19 protein-coding genes are annotated in these 17,913 nt (G+C 64.8%); 17 read left to right on the top strand and 2 right to left on the bottom strand.

Annotated features, from left to right (window positions below; genetic code table 11):
* The first annotated feature begins 85 nt into the window (after window positions 1-85).
* Entirely contained in the window at window positions 86-937 is an 852-nt protein-coding gene (locus A39O_RS0113740; RefSeq protein WP_026199397.1) for a Uma2 family endonuclease, read from the top strand.
* A 181-nt stretch (window positions 938-1,118) separates the two neighbouring features.
* On the opposite strand, the gene A39O_RS0113735 is transcribed toward A39O_RS0113740, so the two are convergent.
* Window positions 1,119-1,934, bottom strand: coding sequence for an NAD(+)--dinitrogen-reductase ADP-D-ribosyltransferase (locus A39O_RS0113735; RefSeq protein ID WP_020505239.1), 816 nt, complete (start codon window positions 1,932-1,934; stop codon window positions 1,119-1,121).
* 309 nt (window positions 1,935-2,243) lie between these two features.
* Between A39O_RS0113735 and nifH the strand changes: the two genes are divergently transcribed.
* From nifH to A39O_RS0113675, 12 genes are all read left to right on the top strand, one after another.
* Window positions 2,244-3,125, top strand: a complete 882-nt coding sequence (gene nifH / locus A39O_RS0113730) for a nitrogenase iron protein (protein ID WP_020505238.1) — start codon at window positions 2,244-2,246, stop codon at window positions 3,123-3,125.
* A 119-nt stretch (window positions 3,126-3,244) separates the two neighbouring features.
* Window positions 3,245-4,738, top strand: a complete 1,494-nt coding sequence (gene nifD, locus A39O_RS0113725) for a nitrogenase molybdenum-iron protein alpha chain (protein WP_020505237.1) — start codon at window positions 3,245-3,247, stop codon at window positions 4,736-4,738.
* A gap of 114 nt (window positions 4,739-4,852) precedes the next feature.
* Window positions 4,853-6,424, top strand: a complete 1,572-nt coding sequence (gene nifK / locus A39O_RS0113720; RefSeq protein ID WP_020505236.1) for a nitrogenase molybdenum-iron protein subunit beta — start codon at window positions 4,853-4,855, stop codon at window positions 6,422-6,424.
* 60 nt (window positions 6,425-6,484) lie between these two features.
* A complete protein-coding gene (gene nifT / locus A39O_RS0113715) occupies window positions 6,485-6,700 on the top strand; it encodes a putative nitrogen fixation protein NifT (RefSeq protein WP_026199395.1) in 216 nt (71 codons plus the stop codon).
* A gap of 53 nt (window positions 6,701-6,753) precedes the next feature.
* Window positions 6,754-6,948 (top strand): 4Fe-4S binding protein, encoded by a 195-nt coding sequence (locus A39O_RS0113710; protein WP_026199394.1) that lies wholly within the window; start codon window positions 6,754-6,756, stop codon window positions 6,946-6,948.
* 5 nt (window positions 6,949-6,953) lie between these two features.
* Window positions 6,954-7,670 (top strand): dinitrogenase iron-molybdenum cofactor biosynthesis protein, encoded by a 717-nt coding sequence (locus A39O_RS0113705; RefSeq protein WP_020505233.1) that lies wholly within the window; start codon window positions 6,954-6,956, stop codon window positions 7,668-7,670.
* On the top strand, window positions 7,667-7,948 hold the full coding sequence (locus tag A39O_RS0113700; protein ID WP_020505232.1) for a DUF6129 family protein: 282 nt from the start codon (window positions 7,667-7,669) through the stop codon (window positions 7,946-7,948). The genes A39O_RS0113705 and A39O_RS0113700 overlap by 4 nt, the downstream gene beginning before the upstream one ends.
* Window positions 7,949-7,972: 24 nt before the next feature.
* The gene (locus A39O_RS0113695) at window positions 7,973-8,722 is read left to right on the top strand and encodes a 4Fe4S-binding leucine-rich repeat protein (RefSeq protein ID WP_020505231.1); all 750 of its coding nucleotides are present in this window, start codon (window positions 7,973-7,975) and stop codon (window positions 8,720-8,722) included.
* A gap of 28 nt (window positions 8,723-8,750) precedes the next feature.
* Entirely contained in the window at window positions 8,751-9,713 is a 963-nt protein-coding gene (locus tag A39O_RS0113690; RefSeq protein ID WP_051088817.1) for a hypothetical protein, read from the top strand.
* Window positions 9,703-10,110, top strand: a complete 408-nt coding sequence (locus A39O_RS0113685; RefSeq protein ID WP_020505229.1) for a Rieske (2Fe-2S) protein — start codon at window positions 9,703-9,705, stop codon at window positions 10,108-10,110. Before A39O_RS0113690 ends, A39O_RS0113685 begins: the two co-directional genes overlap by 11 nt.
* A 21-nt stretch (window positions 10,111-10,131) precedes the next feature.
* Complete coding sequence (locus A39O_RS0113680) at window positions 10,132-10,695, top strand: hypothetical protein (protein ID WP_020505228.1); 564 nt, start codon at window positions 10,132-10,134, stop codon at window positions 10,693-10,695.
* A 236-nt stretch (window positions 10,696-10,931) separates the two neighbouring features.
* On the top strand, window positions 10,932-11,441 hold the full coding sequence (locus tag A39O_RS0113675; RefSeq protein WP_211211584.1) for a YkgJ family cysteine cluster protein: 510 nt from the start codon (window positions 10,932-10,934) through the stop codon (window positions 11,439-11,441).
* A 44-nt stretch (window positions 11,442-11,485) separates the two neighbouring features.
* Here the strand turns inward: A39O_RS0113675 and A39O_RS0113670 are convergent, their stop codons facing one another.
* A complete protein-coding gene (locus tag A39O_RS0113670; protein ID WP_020505226.1) occupies window positions 11,486-12,775 on the bottom strand; it encodes a DUF1015 domain-containing protein in 1,290 nt (429 codons plus the stop codon).
* 264 nt (window positions 12,776-13,039) lie between these two features.
* Between A39O_RS0113670 and A39O_RS0113660 the strand changes: the two genes are divergently transcribed.
* From A39O_RS0113660 to A39O_RS33420, 4 genes are all read left to right on the top strand, one after another.
* Window positions 13,040-14,332 carry a cobyrinate a,c-diamide synthase gene (locus tag A39O_RS0113660; protein WP_020505225.1) on the top strand — a complete coding sequence of 431 codons (1,293 nt, stop codon included), beginning with the start codon at window positions 13,040-13,042 and terminating at the stop codon, window positions 14,330-14,332.
* Window positions 14,329-15,366 carry a threonine-phosphate decarboxylase CobD gene (gene cobD, locus A39O_RS0113655; RefSeq protein WP_020505224.1) on the top strand — a complete coding sequence of 346 codons (1,038 nt, stop codon included), beginning with the start codon at window positions 14,329-14,331 and terminating at the stop codon, window positions 15,364-15,366. Before A39O_RS0113660 ends, cobD begins: the two co-directional genes overlap by 4 nt.
* A 268-nt stretch (window positions 15,367-15,634) precedes the next feature.
* Window positions 15,635-17,098 (top strand): cobyric acid synthase, encoded by a 1,464-nt coding sequence (locus A39O_RS0113650; RefSeq protein WP_026199391.1) that lies wholly within the window; start codon window positions 15,635-15,637, stop codon window positions 17,096-17,098.
* A gap of 353 nt (window positions 17,099-17,451) precedes the next feature.
* Window positions 17,452-17,895: a UPF0158 family protein gene (locus A39O_RS33420; protein WP_040527826.1), complete on the top strand. Its 444-nt coding sequence runs from the start codon at window positions 17,452-17,454 to the stop codon at window positions 17,893-17,895.
* Window positions 17,896-17,913 lie beyond the last annotated feature (18 nt).

Below are 17,913 nucleotides of genomic sequence, written 5' to 3'. Positions count from 1 at the left end.
TTATCTCCCTTTTCTTCTTCGTGTCTTTGTGTCTTTGTGTCTTTGTGAGAGCATCTTCTTTTGGTGCCGGCCAGGAGTCAGCGTCATGAACCCTTTATTGCGTATCGATCCCGACGATCCTTACCCTGAGAGTGACGGAGCACCCATGGCGGAGAACACGCTGCAGTTCGACTGGATCGTTAAGATCAAGGAGAACCTGGAAATTCTGTTCGCGGACCGCCCGGATGTCTTCGTCGCCGGGGATCTCTTCTGGTACCCGGTGCCGGACCGGCACGTGATCGGCCCGATGGCGCCGGACGCCATGGTGGTCTTTGGACGGCCAAAAGGCCCGCGCGGCTCTTACCGCCAGTGGGAGGAAGCCGACGTCGGGCCGCAGGTGGTTTTCGAGGTGCTGTCGCCGTCGAACAGTGCCAAGGAGATGCGGGACAAGCTGGAGTTTTACGACACCTACGGCGTCGAGGAGTATTACGTCTACGACCCCGCGCACAATCGATTGGAGATTTGGATTCGTCAGGCAAGCCAGTTACGTCCGGTGTCACACCTGCACGGCTGGACCAGCCCGCGGCTCGGGATTCGCTTTGCCGTGCGCCCGGAGACGCTGGAGATTTTCGACCCGGCGGGCCGTCCCTTCCTGAGCCCGGTGGAGCTGGCGCGGCAGGCCGAGCAGGAACGGCTGCGTGCCGAACAGGAACGGCTGCGCGCTGAGCAGGAATGGCTGCGCGCTGAGCAGGAACGTGTGCGCGCTGAGCAGGAACGTGTGCGTGCTGAGCAGGAACGGCTGCGCGCCGAACAGGAACAGCTTCGTGCCGAGCAGGCCGACGAGCGCGCCGACCGGGAGCGGCTGCGAGCGGAACAGGAGCACCAACGCGCCGAGCAGTTGGCGCGGCGGTTGCGGGCGCTTGGGATTGACCCTGACGCCCCCGACGGTTCGGGCTAGCAGCCTGTCGGACTTCCCCTACGGATAAGGGCATGAGTCAACATAAAGGCTTTTTGTTGCTCCACAATCTAACGTAAAGTGATTGCCGCGAAAAATCCAACCCGTAGGAGCCCGCTTGCGGGCGACGGGTGGGGGCACAATGACGCGATTCCGGCAGGTCACGTCGCCCGCAAGCGGGCTCCTACAAGGTCGAAATCCGCACCGCGTAGACCCCGCCGATCACCACGTACTCGTCCTCGCCTTTGAGCATCCCCGGCAGCAGGCGGTTGTAGAAGAAGATTTTCGGGCGCGGCACCTCAACCGTCAGCAGATAGTCGCCGAACTCGTCGGCGCGCTCGCGCTCGCTGGTGAAGCTGTTCAGGTTGTTGAGCAGCACCAGATAGCCGCCGTCGGCCTCGCGCCCCAAGACCTCATGATCACCGATATGGTTGATGCCCCGGTGCAGGGTGAGATGGGTGACCCCCGGGTTCTGGCGCGCCAGTTCGTACTGACAATAGGTGTAGAGGAGGTCGAGTTGGGACTCCACGGCATTGGTGGCGTAGATGCCGCGGGCCGCCTCGGTCAGATAGTCCTGATAGGCCTCGCTGCCGCGTCCGTACAGCGGTCCCCCGTGATGGCGGGTGAGCAGGCCGAAGCGCGTCTCCGCCCAGTGCTTGAGCACCGCCCCCTCGCGGCCGTCCGAGTCGAAGGACCAGCCTCGCACCAAGCGCAGATAGTTGGCGTTGGCCCGGGATTTCTTGCGTCCACCGGGCGTCAGCCCCGCTTCTTCGAGTTCCTCCAGGCAGAACCGGACCGTCATGTAATCGACGAAACGCTCCGCTCTGACCCGATGATCGGGGACCTGATCCAGGCGCCGACACAGATCCGCGTGAAAATCCCGCACCCCGTCGATCGCCAGTGGGACCGGGTGTCGCTGGAAGGTCAGACTGCCCAGGATCACTGCTGGCAGATTGCAGCGATTGATCGACAGCCGGGCCGACCCGGGCAAGGTCGGCACCGGCGTTTCCCGCCCGCTATCGAAAGCGCTCAGGCAATCGGCGGCGGGATGCGCTTCCCCCCCATTCGATACATGACGCGAACCCTGTGTCGTTCTCATTTCCGACTAATGATCTCTGTTGTTATCCATACAGCCGCTTTGGACTTGTCGTGGATGCTACCAATGGCTGCAACCCGGAATACTTGTCACAAACCTTTATATAACAATATTTTACAATATTCTTCATGGATGGCACGGTGCTTGCTCTAGTGGGCATGAGCGCGAAATTTGTTCAACCGCTGCGAAAGCGACCCACAGGAGACCCTCCCCATGGCACTGCGTCAATGCGCCATCTACGGCAAAGGCGGAATCGGCAAGTCCACCACCACCCAGAATCTCGTTGCCGGCCTTGCCGAAGCCGGCAAAAAGGTCATGATCGTTGGCTGCGACCCGAAAGCTGACTCCACCCGTCTGATTCTCCATGCCAAGGCCCAGAACTCCATCATGGAGATGGCGGCCAACGCCGGCAGCGTCGAGGACCTGGAACTGGAGGACGTCCTCAAGGTCGGCTATCGCGACATCAAGTGCGTCGAGTCCGGCGGCCCGGAGCCGGGTGTCGGCTGCGCCGGCCGCGGTGTCATCACCGCCATCAACTTCCTGGAAGAGGAAGGCGCCTACGAGGCCGACCTCGACTTCGTATTCTACGACGTGTTGGGCGACGTGGTGTGCGGCGGTTTCGCCATGCCCATCCGTGAGAACAAGGCGCAAGAGATTTACATCGTCTGCTCCGGCGAGATGATGGCCATGTACGCGGCCAACAACATCGCCAAGGGCATCGTGAAGTATGCCAACTCCGGCAGTGTGCGTCTGGCCGGCCTGATCTGCAACAGCCGTAACACCGCCCGTGAAGACGAGCTGATCATGGAGCTGGCCCGTCAGCTCGGCACCCAGATGATCCACTTCGTGCCGCGCGATAACGTCGTGCAGCGCGCCGAAATCCGCCGGATGACCGTCATCGAGTACGACCCCAAGGCCAAGCAGGCCCAGGAGTACCGCGATCTGGCGCACAAGATCATCAATAACAAGAACTTCGTGATTCCGACCCCGATCACCATGGATGCCCTCGAAGCCTTGCTGATGGACTTCGGCCTGATGGACGAAGAGGACGAGTCCATCATCGGCAAATCCGCTGTTGCGGAAGCCACGGCCTAATCCGGCAGGGACCAAGATCGAGCCCCAGGGCGCCGACGGCGCCGCGGTGGTTCAGAACAGCGTTGTTGCAGAGCGTCTTGTCGGCGGATTAGCCGCGGCGCCCTTCGTGGAGAGCCAGAATGGCAAATTTGACTCGTGAAGAGACCCTCGACCTCATTCAGGAGGTCTTGGAAGTCTACCCGGAGAAGGCCAAGAAAGACCGGGCCAAGCACTTGGCGGTCAACGATCAGTCGATCGAACAGTCCAAGAAGTGCATCACCTCCAACCGCAAGTCCCTGCCCGGGGTGATGACGGTGCGCGGCTGTGCCTATGCCGGCTCCAAGGGCGTGGTCTGGGGTCCGATCAAGGACATGATCCACATCTCTCACGGCCCGGTCGGCTGCGGCCAGTACTCGCGCGCCGGTCGCCGGAACTACTATGTCGGCATGACCGGGGTCAACACCTTCGGCACCATGAACTTCACCTCGGATTTCCAGGAGAAGGACATCGTCTTCGGCGGCGACAAGAAGCTCGCCAAACTGATCGACGAGATCGAAGGCCTGTTCCCTCTCAATAAGGGGATCACTGTCCAGTCCGAGTGTCCGATCGGTCTGATTGGCGACGATATCGAGGCGGTCTCCAAGAAGAAGGCGAAGGAACTCGATAAGCCGATCGTTCCGGTGCGCTGCGAGGGTTTTCGCGGCGTCTCGCAGTCCTTGGGTCATCATATTGCCTGCGACTCGATCCGTGACTGGGTCATCGGCAATCGCGACGGCGACGACAGTTTCCAGACCACCCCTTATGACGTGGCGGTGATCGGCGACTACAACATCGGCGGTGACGCCTGGGCGTCGCGCATCCTGCTCGAAGAGATGGGTCTGCGCGTGGTTGCCCAGTGGGCCGGCGACGGCACCCTGGCCGAGATCGAGCTGACCCCCAAGGTCAAGCTCAACCTGATCCATTGCTACCGCTCGATGAACTACATCAGCCGGCACATGGAAGAGAAGTACGGGATTCCGTGGATGGAATACAACTTCTTCGGGCCGACCAAGATCGCCGAATCGCTGCGCAAGATTGCCGCCTGCTTCGACGAGACCATTCAGGCCGGTGCCGAGCGGGTCATCGCCAAATACGAGGCGCAGTACGCCGCCGTGATCGCCAAGTACCGTCCGCGCCTGGAAGGCAAGCGCGTCATGCTCTACGTCGGCGGCCTGCGTCCGCGGCACGTGATCGGCGCCTATGAGGATCTGGGAATGGAGGTGGTCGGCACCGGGTACGAGTTCGCCCACAACGACGACTACGACCGGACCATCAAGGATATGTCCGACTCCACTCTGCTCTATGACGACGTGACCGGGTATGAGTTCGAGGAATTCGTCAAGCGCATCAAGCCCGACCTGATCGGCTCCGGCATCAAGGAGAAGTACATCTTCCAGAAGATGGGCATCCCCTTCCGCCAGATGCACTCCTGGGACTATTCCGGCCCCTATCACGGCTATGACGGCTTCGCCATCTTTGCCCGCGATATGGATATGACCATCAACAATCCCTGCTGGGCCAAGCTGCATGCGCCCTGGCTCGCCGACCAGGCGGCCCAGTCCGAGCAGCCCGCGCTGAAGCGCGCCAGCGCCTGATGGTTGCCGGCCGCCGGCGTCGAGCCGGCGGCCGGGAGCAGGATTCCCATAGACCGCACAGCAGTCTCAATCATGCCGTCGTCCGCGGATTAGCGGCGCGGCAGGAGCATACGAATGAGCCAAATAGTCGACGACATCAAGCCGAGCTTCCCCCTGTTCAGGCAGCCGGAATACAAGGAAAACCTCGCCAAGAAGCGCGACGGGGTGGAGGAGCGTTATTCCGACGAGAAGATTCAGCAGGTCTTTCAGTGGACCACCACTGAGGAATACAAAGAACTCAACTTCAAGCGCGAAGCCCTGACCATCAACCCGGCCAAGGCCTGCCAGCCGCTGGGCGCCGTGCTCTGTGCCCTGGGCTTTGAGAAGACCCTGCCCTATGTGCATGGTTCGCAGGGGTGTGTGGCCTATTTCCGCTCCTACTTCAACCGGCACTTCAAGGAGCCGATCGCCTGTGTCTCCGACTCGATGACGGAAGACGCGGCGGTGTTCGGCGGCCAGAAGAACATGTTCGACGGTCTGGAGAACGCCATCGCGCTCTACAAGCCGGAGATGATCGCCGTCTCCACCACCTGTATGGCCGAAGTCATCGGGGACGACCTCAACAGCTTCATCAACAACGCGCGTAAAGAAGGGCATATTGCGGAGGGCTTCCCGGTGCCTTTCGCGCACACCCCGAGCTTCGTGGGTTCCCATACCACCGGCTGGGACAACATGTTCGAGGGGATCGTCCGGCATTTCACCCTGAACACCATGGACGATAAGGTGGTCGGCAGCAACGGCAAGATCAACCTGGTGCCGGGCTTCGAGACCTACCTGGGCAATTACCGCGTCATGCATCGTATGATGACCGAGATGGGCGTCGACTATTCGATGCTCTGCGATCCGACCGAAGTGCTGGATACCCCGGCCGACGGCGAGTTCCGGATGTATGCGGGCGGCACCACCCAGGACGAGATCAAGGACGCCCCCAACGCCATCGACACTCTGCTGCTCCAGCCTTGGCAGTTGCCCAAGACCAAGAAGCATGTGGAGATCACCTGGCGCCAGAACGCCGCCCACATCAATATCCCGATGGGGTTGGACTGGACCGATGATTTCCTGATGAAGGTCTCGGAACTGACCGGCAAAGCCATTCCGGAGTCCCTGGCCAAGGAGCGCGGCCGACTGGTCGACATGATGACCGACAGCCACGCCTGGCTGCACGGCAAGCGCTTCGCCGTCTATGGCGATGCCGATTTCGTGCTGGGCATGGTGAAGTTCCTGTTGGAGCTGGGCGCCGAGCCGACCGATATTCTGTGCCACCATGCCAACAAGCGCTGGAAAAAGGAGGTGGAAGGGATCTTGGCGAAATCGCCCTACGGCAAGCTTGGTCAGGTGCATACCGGCGCCGATCTGTGGCACTTCCGGTCACTGATGTTCACCAACAAGCCGGACTTCATGATCGGCAACTCCTACGCCAAGTTCATTCAGCGTGATACCTTGCACAAGGGCAAGGAATTCGAAGTTCCACTGATCCGGATCGGTTTCCCGATCTTCGACCGTCATCATCTGCACCGGATGACGACCATGGGTTACGAGGGGGCGATGTACATTCTCACGACCCTGGTCAATGCGGTCCTGGAGCGGCTCGATGAAGAGACCCGCGGCATGGGCACCACGGACTACAATTACGACCTGGTTCGCTAGGCCGCTACCGTCGACCGGCCGGCGCGTTCGCGCCGGCCGGCGACGCCAGGAGAGAAGTGAATGCCCAGTGTAATGATCCGCAAGAGTGATTCCGGCGCCCTGTTATTCTACGTGGCGAAAAAGGACATGGAGGAGACCATCGCCACCGTTGAAACCGATACCGCGGAGAGCTGGGGCGGTGAGGTCGAGCTGACCGATGGGTCCAAATGGTATGTGGACCCGATCAGCCCGCCGCCGGTCTTTCCGACCACCTTGCGCTTCAAGCGTGCTGAATAAATCCGGGTCGGGATGCGTGCCGCATCCCCGCCCCCATTGACTGGAGAAATCGAATGGCCATGCAAATCGTTAGATCCGCTTGCACCGCATGTGGCGACTGCGAGCCCATCTGCCCTACCAAGTCCATCACCCCTTTCAAGGGCGTGTATAAGATCGATCCGAACACCTGCAACGAGTGCGAAGGTGAGTTCGATATGCCGCAGTGCGTCAATGCCTGCATGGAAGACAACTGCATCATCGCGGCTTGATCCCCATGGCTAGCCCAATCTCAGACGCTATTGCCCTGCGCATCGGGCTGGCCGCCCGGACCCTGCCGGAGACCGATCCGGCGCGGTTGATCAAAGTATTGGCTTCCGCCGTCGGCTTGCCGCCGACGGTGGAGAAGCTCGCCACCTTGCGCGTCAAGGACCTCAAGTCCGCGGCCGATGGTGAACTGGCCGATATCGATCAGGACGCGCTCAAGGCCGCGTTGGCCATTCTCAAAGGCGAGGGTGTGGCGGAGTCCGACCCCCCTCCCCCGCTCGACCCCTATCGCGACGGCGACCTGCCCGGGTCGATCCGGGTCGCCTGCGCCTCGGATACCGGCGAGTTGCTGGACGGACATTTCGGCGCCGCCCGCCGTTTTCTGGTCTATCAGGTTTCGGCGTCCGAGGTACGGCTGATCGACGTGCGGCGTATCGATGACAGCGGCGCCGAGGATCGCAACGCCTATCGCGCCGGACTGATCGCCGATTGCCAGGTGTTGTATGTGGCCAGCATCGGCGGTCCGGCGGCCGCGAAAGTCATCAAGCTGGATATCCATCCGATCAAAGACGCGGCCGGCGGCAGCGCCCGCGAGCGCATGGTCAAGCTGCAGGATGTGTTGTCCCGGAAAGCCCCGCCCTGGCTCGCCAAGGTGATGGGTCAAGCGCCCGAGGAACGTATCCGCTTCGAAGCGACCGCGGACCTGCTGGACGGGGATAGGGCATGATCAGCGCGGAACGGATCGAGCAGGTGGTGCAGGTCGTGGAGCGCGCCGGGCTCAACGACCAGACCCTCTCGGCCTTGCGCGAGGCGTTTCGGCCGATCCATTTCACCTACTGCATGGATGACGATATCGGCACCGGGATCGGTGCGCCCGTCCCGGTCCGAACCACCGACACTTTCAATCTTTACCTGATCGACGGACAGGCGCACTGTATGCGCTTTACCGCCGATCCGGACGCCGCCACCGGCCTGGTGCTGGCGCAACTGGACGTCGCGTCCTGATCCTGTGCGCCGAGCGTGTCTGGCGTGACCGCGAAACCCCTCGTCAGTTGTGCCGGGTGCCCGCACCGCGGTGACCTGCTGACGCAAGGTCGGTGCCTGCCGGGTGACGTGTGCGTGCGCGCCATGAGCGGGCGTCAGATCGAGCGCTTCTTCCGGGTCAATCCGTCCCTGGCGGACGACTACGCCGGGGATACCTTCTGGGAACGCCGCGCCATCGCCGCGCGCTATCTCTCCCAGCAGAAACTCCTGAGTCTGATCACCGACCCCGACGAGGTCGTACGCCGGGTCTTGGCCTACCGGCTGCCGGTCGAGGCCCTGGGACCCCTGATCACCGACCCGGACCGCGAGGTGCGGATCACGGTCGCCGACCGCCTGCCCCCGGCCGGTCTCGAGACCCTGGCCGGCGACCCGGACTATCTGGTGCGCCAGACCGTCGCCCGGCGCCTCCCGGTCGGGCGGCTGTTCCGGATGATCCGCGATCCCGACCGCCAGGTGCGCTGCACCGTCGCCGAACGCCTCCCGCCCGAGAGTCTGGGATTGATGCGCGACGATCCGGAGTCGGAAGTCCGCCTCAAGGTGGCCGGGCGCATCCGCTGCGACGAGGCTGCCGACCTGCTCCGGGACCCGGACTGGCGGGTGCGTCTGTGTCTGGCGGAACGCTTGCCGACGGCGCAGCTCGCCGCGCTGCTGGAGGATGCCGACGCCGATGTCCGGTCGGCGGCCCAGGCACGCATCGAGGGCGGGGGAAACCCGTCCGTACCTGAACGCAAATGAACGCAACTCACCAACTGAAAGGCCCGACATGGTAGCGACAGCCACTGACCTTGATCCAGACCAGTTCCAGACGCCCGCGTTGCGCGTCGCGAATGCCTGTGCCGCGCTGCCTGCCGGTGCGGATCTCGACGCCTTGATCGCGGCCGTTCGGGAGACCTTGGGCGCGGAGGACGTCCAGCACGCCATGACGCGGGGCGGCTGGCACCGCTTGGGCGGGGTGGTGGGTCTGGACGGGACACGCATCGCCGATCACGTCGCTGAATGGGCGGTGACGGTGTCGGGCGGCGACATCGACGAACTGATGGCCTACGTCAGTGACCTGCGCTGCTTTGTCACCCGTCTCAACGGCCAGACCCACTACCTGGTGGTCCCGACCGGCCCGGCCGCGCGTGACTACATTCAGATCGAGGTCGAAGAGGTGCAGGAAGTCCTGGATCGGGTGATCTCGGATCCGGACTGGTTCCCCGACAGCATCGCCGAGTTCGTCGACCCGCTCGACTTCCCCCGGCTGGAACCTGAACCGGTGGGACCGGCACGGATGATCTTTCGGCGTCTGGTGCCGGTCAACGAACTGATGGACTCCAGTGATTCGGGTCCCCGTCTGCGCCGCTTCCTCGACGACTGGGACCGCAGCAGCGCCGGCGAAACCAGCGCCTTTTGCGAACACTGGGTACTCTCGATCCGCGAGTATCGCGACCAGGACGGTGACGATCACCTCAGCGCCAAACCGGTGCCCATTCCGCGGGTGGAGATCCCCAGCCTGGCGGATGCCGAGGTGGCGCGCGGCGTCAAGCTTGCCAATCAGATCCATGGCTTCGATCGGGTGCTCGGCTACCCCTTCGCCTGGTACTTCCACATGCTCACCAACCCCAAGGTCTCCCACCGGTTGGCGGAGGCCGTCCACGCCGACCTGATCGGCGCCTACGCCTACCTGCCGGTGCGCGATTTGAAGGTCCTGCGCGATTGGTACAACCAACCCTATGGCATCTGAAACACCGATCCCGGCCGCGCCCCTCGCCTGGCCCAAACACGCGGCTCCCATCTGCCCGTCCGCCGAGCTGGCGGAATTGGGGCGACACCGGTTTCGCGTCCTGTATCGCGGCACCCCGCGGGAAGCCATCCTGGTGCGCTTCCAGGGTGTCGTCTACGGGTATCTGAATCAGTGCGTGCACATGCCCAAAGAACTGGACTGCGAGCAGCCGCGCGTCTTCGACGCCGCCGGCGAATCCATTCGCTGCTCCATGCACGGCATCACCTATGTCCCCGCCACCGGGGCCTGTCTGAGTGAAATCTGCGCCGGTGAATCACTGACCGCGCTGCGGGTGCAGGAGCGCGACGGGATGCTCTATCTCACCGAGAAGCGGACCACACTGCTCGGTACTGACTGATGACTCAAGAGGCTCACTCCGATGCTGCTCGAAACCTACCAGGAACAGGAACGCTACTGGCTCATTACCGCCCAGGGTCAAACCAGCACCGACGGGCTCTATGCCTTTCGCGGTGACTTCATCGTGCTGGCCGGCGAATTCGACGAGGTCGCCCGCAAACGCGCGCCGCCGCGCGCACTGCTCAAGGAAGCGGTGCTGCTCGCGAGCGCCGCCCAGTTGCAATTCGTCGCCGGCAACTTCGCGAGTATCGACGAGGTATCCGAGTTCGTGTCACTGTTCCAGGCCGATCTGGGTCCGGACTGCATCCCGATCTTCTACGTGGACAACATCTCCGCCAGCGCCCTGGTGCAAATCGGCGCCCACCGTTACTGCCTGATCCGGTTCGACGAAGGGATCGTCTGGAACAACCTGATGGAAGAGTTCTACGTGGAGAAAAGCGACCTCAAGAACCTCGGCGCGGAAGACAAGGTGCTTGCGCTCGCCCAGGCCGCCAAGGGGCATGCCTATAAATACCCCCAGCAGACCCTGGACCAGGTCATCGCCGGCAAGACCGAGCGCCGTCGCGAGGGTTGGGGGGCGGTTTGACGCATAGCCGTCGAACGTAACAACCGGATGTAGGGGCGGGTTTCAAACCCGCCCCTACTCCAACGGTCGGTCTGGATATCAGTGCCGTAGGTTGGGGTGACGAAGGAACCCCAACGATCCCAGGCGTTGGCCGTTGGGGTTCCTTCGTCACCCCAACCTACCGGGCTAACTTGCACTATCATTCCGGCAGGATGCCGGAATCCAGGGCCAGGGGATCCATGCCACAACAGACGCCTTTGACACGACTCCATGCCGACATTGATGCGCGTGTGCGCATCACCCTGGCGGAGCATCCCGGCTGGCTGTGCGGCAAGGGCTGCGGCGGTTGCTGTCGGGCACTCGCCGACGTGCCGCAACTGACGGCAGCGGAATGGGACCTCCTGCGCGAGGGTCTCGCCGGACTCGCGCCGGAGCAGTTACGGGACATCGAGCGCGACATCGCGGCCTTGGCCGGTCAGCAAGCACGGCCCCTGACCTGCCCGCTCCTGGACCAGCAGTCCAGCACCTGCCTGGTCTACGCACAGCGCCCAACGGCGTGCCGCACCTACGGCTTCTATGTCCAGCGCGATCTGGGGCTGTATTGTCACGACCTCGAAGCACACGTGGCAAACGGCTCTTTGGCGGACGTGGTCTGGGGCAATCAGGATGCGATCGATCATCGACTCGCCGGCTTGGGCGAGAGCCGGCCCCTGACCGAGTGGTTCGCGGCTGGGCGACTGCCAAGCGACACCAGAAGCGGTACTTGAAGGTCCTCGGCAACAGAACCAGGCGCTCAGGGGCCGGACCGCGGTCAGTCAAGCACCAGACTGACCATCCCATCCGCCAGCTTGGTTTCGAACCAGGTGCACTTGGGCGGCATGGTCTCGCCGCGGTCGGCGACCGCGAACAGGTCGGATAAGGCCGTCGGATAGAGCGAGAAGGCCAGGCGCATGGCGCCGCTGTCCACCGGTTGCATCAGCCCTTCCAGACCGCGGATGCCGCCGACGAAGTCGATGCGCGGATCATGGCGGGGATCGCCGAGCCCCAGTATCGGTACCAGCAATTGATCCTGGAGCAACCGCACATCCAGACGGGCGACCGGGTCGGCGGGTGGGATGCGGCGCGGGTCCAGGGTCAGGCGATACCAGGCCCGGTGCCCGATCTGATCACGAGACTCATCAAGATACAGGCCGAACTCACCCGGTCGGTCGGGCAGCACCGGCACCGGGCTTGCGGTCACGGTGAAGCGCGCGGCGACCCGACGCAGGAAGTCCGCCGCGCCCAGGCCATTGAGATCACGCACCAGCCGGTTGACTGACAGGACCTGCAGCACATCGGCGGGGAAACTGACCGCCAGGAAACGGTTGTAGGCTTCGGCGCCGGTATGCTCCGGGTTGGCGGCCTGGCGGGCGGTGCCGATGCGCTTGGCCGCCGCGGTGCGATGGTGTCCGTCGGCGATGTAGAGACGCTGCTGGACCTCAAAGCCGGCGGTGAGCAGGTCGATCAGCGGCTGGTCCGCGATCGGCCAAAGTGTGTGCCGCACCTCGTCCGCCGCCAGGATGTCCACGTCCGGCTCCCCCCGGGTGATGGCCGCCAGGGTATCATCGATCTGCGGCAGGCGCCGGTGGATCAGCAAGGCCGGCCCGGTCTGAGCGTTCAGGGCCGCAATCTGCAGCACCCGACCCTCTTCCTTGGCCGCCAGCGTGACCTCGTGGCGCCTGATGCGCCCCTTGCGGTAGGCCGCCAGCGACGCCGCCACCACCAGCCCGGTCTGAACTTGGGCGCCGCGGATGAGTCGATAACAGTAGTAGCAGGGCCGCGCGTCGCGCCGCAGCAGTCCGGCCGCCTGCATCCGCGCCAGCGTGGTCGCGGCCCGCGCAAAGCAGACCGGATCGTCGGGGCACTGATCGGCAGGAAAGTCCACCTCCGGGCGCGACAAGTGCAGGAAGCTCCAGGGGCGTCCGGCGACCAGGGCGCGCGCCTCGGCGGTGTCCATCACATCATAGGGCGGTGCGATCAACTCGGCGGCGCGTCCGGCGGCCGGGCGCAGGCCGGTGAAGGGGGCGATCAGAGGCATGGTGAAAGGGTCCGCGGCGGTCATGGGTGCGACTATAGCGCGGGACCTGAGAGTCAAGAACAGGTTAAACACGACCGCAATCGTTGTCGTTGTCGTTGTCGTTGTCGTTGTCGTAATCGGAGAAACGATTCAACTCAGGCATGAACATGCCGTTGTCGATCCGGTTTCGGGTTTGAATTCTCGATTACGACAACGACAACGACAACGACCGGGATCGCTGTGCCTCAAGATCCGGTAGACTCCCGCCCTGCGCAACCTGTCTCCTAAAAGCTCGCCACACGATCCACGATGACCGTCCACTGCCCTGCCCTGTTCATCGCCGCCCCGGCCTCCGGTCAGGGTAAGACCACGGTGACCGCGGGGCTTGCCCGACTGCATCGGCGCCTCGGCCGCCGGGTCCGCATCTTCAAGACCGGACCGGACTTTCTCGATCCCATGACGCTGGAGCGCGCCGTCGGCAGTCCCGTGTATAACCTCGACCTGTGGATGGGTGGTGAGGATCACTGTCGGGCGCTGCTGCACCTGGCCGCCGGCGAGGTCGACCTGATCCTGGTGGAGGGGGTGATGGGCCTCTATGATGGTGTGCCCTCGGGTGCCGATCTGGCCGCCCGCTTCGAACTGCCGCTGCTGTGCGTGATCGACGCCGCCGCCATGGCGCAGACCTTCGCCGCGCTGGCCTGGGGGCTGACCCGGTTTCGTCCGGGGCTGCGCCTCGCCGGGGTCTTGGCCAACCGGGTCGGGGGCGCGCGTCACGCGGCCATGCTGACCGAACACCTGCCGGCTGACCTCCCCTTCCTGGGAGCGCTGGCCCGTGACGCCGGGATGGAGTTGCCGCATCGTCACCTGGGACTCTGGCAGGCGGCGGAGATCGCCGACTTGGACGCGCGCCTGGAGCGCGGCGCCGACGCGCTGGCCCGGACCGGGCTCGCGCAACTGCCGGTCCGGGTCGCCTTCCGCCCGGCCGCGCCCCAGCCGGCGATCGAACCGCTGCTGACCGGGGTGCGGATCGGCGTGGCGCGGGATCTGGCTTTCTCTTTCCTCTATCAAGCCAATCTGGACACCCTGTGCGAAGCGGGTGCCGAACTGTGCTTCTTCTCGCCGCTCGCGGACCCGACGCTCCCCGTGTGCGACGCGCTCTATCTGCCCGGCGGCTACCCGGAACTGCACCTGGACGGGCTCGCCGCCAACCGGGCCATGAAGGACGCCATCCGCGCCCACCAGGCCGCCGGGCGCCCGCTCCTGGCCGAATGCGGCGGGCTGCTCTATCTGCTCGATTCATTGGCCAACCCGGATGCCGATCCGGCCCCCATGATCGGTCTGCTGCCCGGCCGGGCGCGAATGCAGACACGCCTTGCCAACCTGGGGCTGCACGGCGTGACCCTTCCCGAGGGGGACCTCAGAGGTCATACCTTTCACCATTCCAACGCGATGATCGACCTGGAGCCGCTGGTCCGCACCACGCCGCTCCGCGATCAGGGTACCCCCGAAGCGGTTTACCGCCTGGGCCGGCTCACCGCCTCCTATCTGCACCTGTATTTCCCATCCAACCCCGGCGCTGCCATCCGACTGTTTCTGCCATGAACCGATTCGCTGAACCCGAGATCACCGCGCTCGACCTCGACGCGCTGCTGCCCCACGGCGGCCGACTGCGTCAGGCCGCCGCCCGCTACCGGATTCCCCTGGCGGACTGGCTCGACCTGTCCACCGGTATCAATCCGCAGAGCTGGGCACTGTCCTGGTCCGGAGCGACCGAACCGGGCTGGTGGTCGCGCCTGCCCGAGGATGACGACGGGCTGGAACAGGCCGCCGCAAGTTACTACGGCACCCGGCACCTGCTGCCGGTGGCGGGAACCCAGGCGGCGATCCAGGCCCTGCCGCGCCTGCGTGCGCCCGGCCGGGTCGGCGTCATCGCGCCCGGCTATGGCGAACACGCCCGCGCTTGGGCGCTCGCGGGACACCGGGTCACCCCGCTGGCGGTAGAGGCCATCGAGTCCGCACTGCCGAGCCTCGATGTCCTGGTGCTGATCCATCCCAACAACCCGACTGGCGCCCGTTTCCTGCGGGCCGACCTGTTGCGTTGGCATGGCTTACTCGCCGAGCGCGGCGGCTGGCTGCTGGTGGACGAGGCCTTCATGGACACCACGCCGGGGAAGAGCCTCGCCGCCGTGTGCCCGCGGCCCGGCCTGATCCTGCTGCGCTCACTCGGCAAGTTCTTCGGTCTGGCGGGGGCGCGGGTCGGCTTCGTGCTCGCCGATGCGGCGGTGACTCAACCGCTGGCCGCGCTGCTCGGCCCCTGGACCATCGCCGCGCCGTCGCGCTGGATCGCCACCCAGGCACTCGCCGACACCCCCTGGCAACTGGCGGCCCAGGCCCGGCTGGTCGCGGCCGGGTCCCGCCTTGCCGAGTTACTGCGCGGCCATGGTTTGCCGCCCCAGGGCGGCTGCGCACTGTTCCAGTGGGTGCCCACCGACCGGGCGCCTGAGATCCACGAGTCACTGGCCCGTGCCGGCATCCTCACCCGTCTGTTCGACAACCCGCCGGCGCTGCGCTTTGGACTGCCGGGAACCGAAGCCGCATGGACCCGGCTGGACGCGGCCCTGAGCACAACGGTTTGACGGCCTTGATCACGGTTCCGACCACGGGACATCGTAGGGTGGACAAGCGCTAGCGCAGCCCACCGAATCCCGCGTCGTTGCTGGTGGACTGCACTGCGCTTGTCCACCCTACGACCGGAACGATGATCAAGGCCGGTTTGACCCTCAGACCCTAAGCCTGCCAGTCTGCCGCCGTCCGGCCCTGTTGGCACGGCAGCGCCCGGTCCGTGAACCCCCAGCCGCAACCCCGAGTCGAAACCCCGAGTCGAAACCCCGAGTCGTAACCAGGATGAAGACGCCCACTCTCATGGTGCAAGGCACCACCTCCGATGCCGGAAAGAGCCTGCTGGTCACCGCCCTGTGCCGCTGGGCGACCCGCCGCGGGCTGCGGGTGGCGCCTTTCAAGCCGCAGAACATGGCCCTGAACAGCGCCGTGACCAGCGACGGCGGCGAGATCGGCCGCGCCCAGGCGGTGCAGGCCCAGGCCGCCGGCCTGCCGCCCCACACCGACATGAACCCGGTGCTGCTCAAGCCCAACACCGACATCGGCGCCCAAGTCATCATCCAGGGTCAGGCCGTCGGCAACATGAACGCGGTCAGCTACCAGGACTACAAACGCATCGCCTGGAACGCGGTGCTGGAATCCTATGAGCGGCTGGCCGACCAGTACGACGCCATTCTTGTCGAGGGCGCCGGCTCGCCGGCCGAGATCAACCTGCGCGCCCAGGACATCGCCAACATGGGTTTTGCCGAAGGCGTGGACTGCCCGGTGATCCTCATCGCCGATATCGACCGCGGCGGGGTCTTCGCCCATCTGGTCGGCACCCTGGCGCTGCTGTCCGCGAGCGAACAGGCGCGGGTTCAGGGCTTCGTCATCAACCGCTTTCGCGGCGATCTCGCGCTGCTGCAATCGGGTCTCGACTGGCTCACCGCGCACACCGGCAAACCGGTGCTCGGGGTGCTGCCCTACCTCAAAGGGCTACACCTGGAAGCCGAGGACGCGGTGGCCCGTGACCAGGACGACAAGACCGGGGCCGGGCTGCGGGTGGTGGTGCCGGTGTTGCCGCGCATCAGCAACCATACCGATCTCGACCCGCTGCGCCTGCATCCGGGGGTGGACTTGCGCCTGGTCGGACCGGGCGACCCCATCCCGGTGGCGGACCTGATCCTGCTGCCCGGCTCCAAGTCGGTGGCGGCGGACCTCGACTGGCTGCGCGCGCGCGGCTGGGTGGCGGCCATCAACCGCCACCTGCGCTACGGGGGCAAGCTGATCGGCATCTGCGGCGGCTTCCAGATGCTCGGTCAGGCCATTCATGACCCGCTGGGCCTGGAGGGTGTGCCCGGCCGCACCGCCGGTCTCGGGCTGCTGAACTTCGAGACGACCCTGGACGCACACAAGCGCTTGACCAACGTCAGCGGCCGGCTCGCCCTGGATGACGCGCCGGTCACCGGCTACGAGATCCATGCCGGAATCAGCACCGGACCCGCCCTGGAGCGGCCGGCGGCCTGGCTGGATGAGGGCCCGGACGGAGCCATCAGCGCCGACGGCCAAGTGCTGGGCACCTATCTGCACGGCCTCTTCGAATCCCCGGCCGCCTGCGACGCCCTGCTCGCCTGGGCTGGTCTGGACCATCCCCGGACTCGCGATTATGCCGCCCTGCGCGAGGCCGCCATCGAGCGGTTGGCCGATGCGGTGGAGGCCCATCTGGATACCGCTGCCATTGAGCGCCTGCTGCTGCGGCAACCGGGTTGAACTGGCCCAGCAGATCCAAATTTGGGTGGCCTCCGCCGACCGCGTCCCGTCGGCGAGGCGGATGGTGGATGCGCTGCGCCTATCCACCCTACGAAACCGGCTCCGCTGTAGGGTGGATAAGGCGCGCTGCTCGGTGTCAGGGACTCGGCACGGCGGTCGCGCGCGCCGCATCCACCAGAGATCGCGCGATGCCGCCCAAATTTGGAATTGCTGGGACTGGCCGCAGCGTCATCTGATCGGATTTTTCGGCTTGGGGAGGCCGCACGGTCGGATTACAAACACTAGCCGATGCCTCGAAGCGAAATGCCTGGGATTGCACGCGCCGACAAGCAACCGACCTGCGGGATAACCCCATGAAATGTACTCTGAGCGACCTGGAACTAGCCCACATGTTCGCGGATGCCGCCGGAACATTGGGCGGCGGAGCCTATCTGGACCGGGAGACCGGGGCCTTCCATTATATCGGTGACGAGTGGTCCGGCCAGGACGATCCGAACGCCGAACCGGAAGAATTCGACCTGTCGGACCGGTATCTGCGCGTCCCCGGCAAACGCGAGCTCGATCTCGGCAATGTGCTGGTCTACGACTTCGCGGCGACGCGGCTGCCGGACGACTACGACCGGGTGCGGGACATGTTCCGGCACCGCGGTGCCTATCGCCGGTTCAAGGAATTCCTGGAGCACCAGGACCTGCTCGAAGCGTGGCAGGACTACGAGCACAGTAAGACACTGGAGGCCCTGCGCGAGTGGGCGCAGGACAAAGGCATCGAACTCGTCGAGGCTGGGACGCCGCGTTAAGGACCCGAGCCGGCTGCG

Source organism: Lamprocystis purpurea DSM 4197 (assembly GCF_000379525.1).
Lineage (GTDB): Bacteria > Pseudomonadota > Gammaproteobacteria > Chromatiales > Chromatiaceae > Thiodictyon > Thiodictyon purpureum.
Note: the sequence above shows the minus strand (reverse complement) of the source record. Positions and strands in the feature narration are given on the sequence as shown.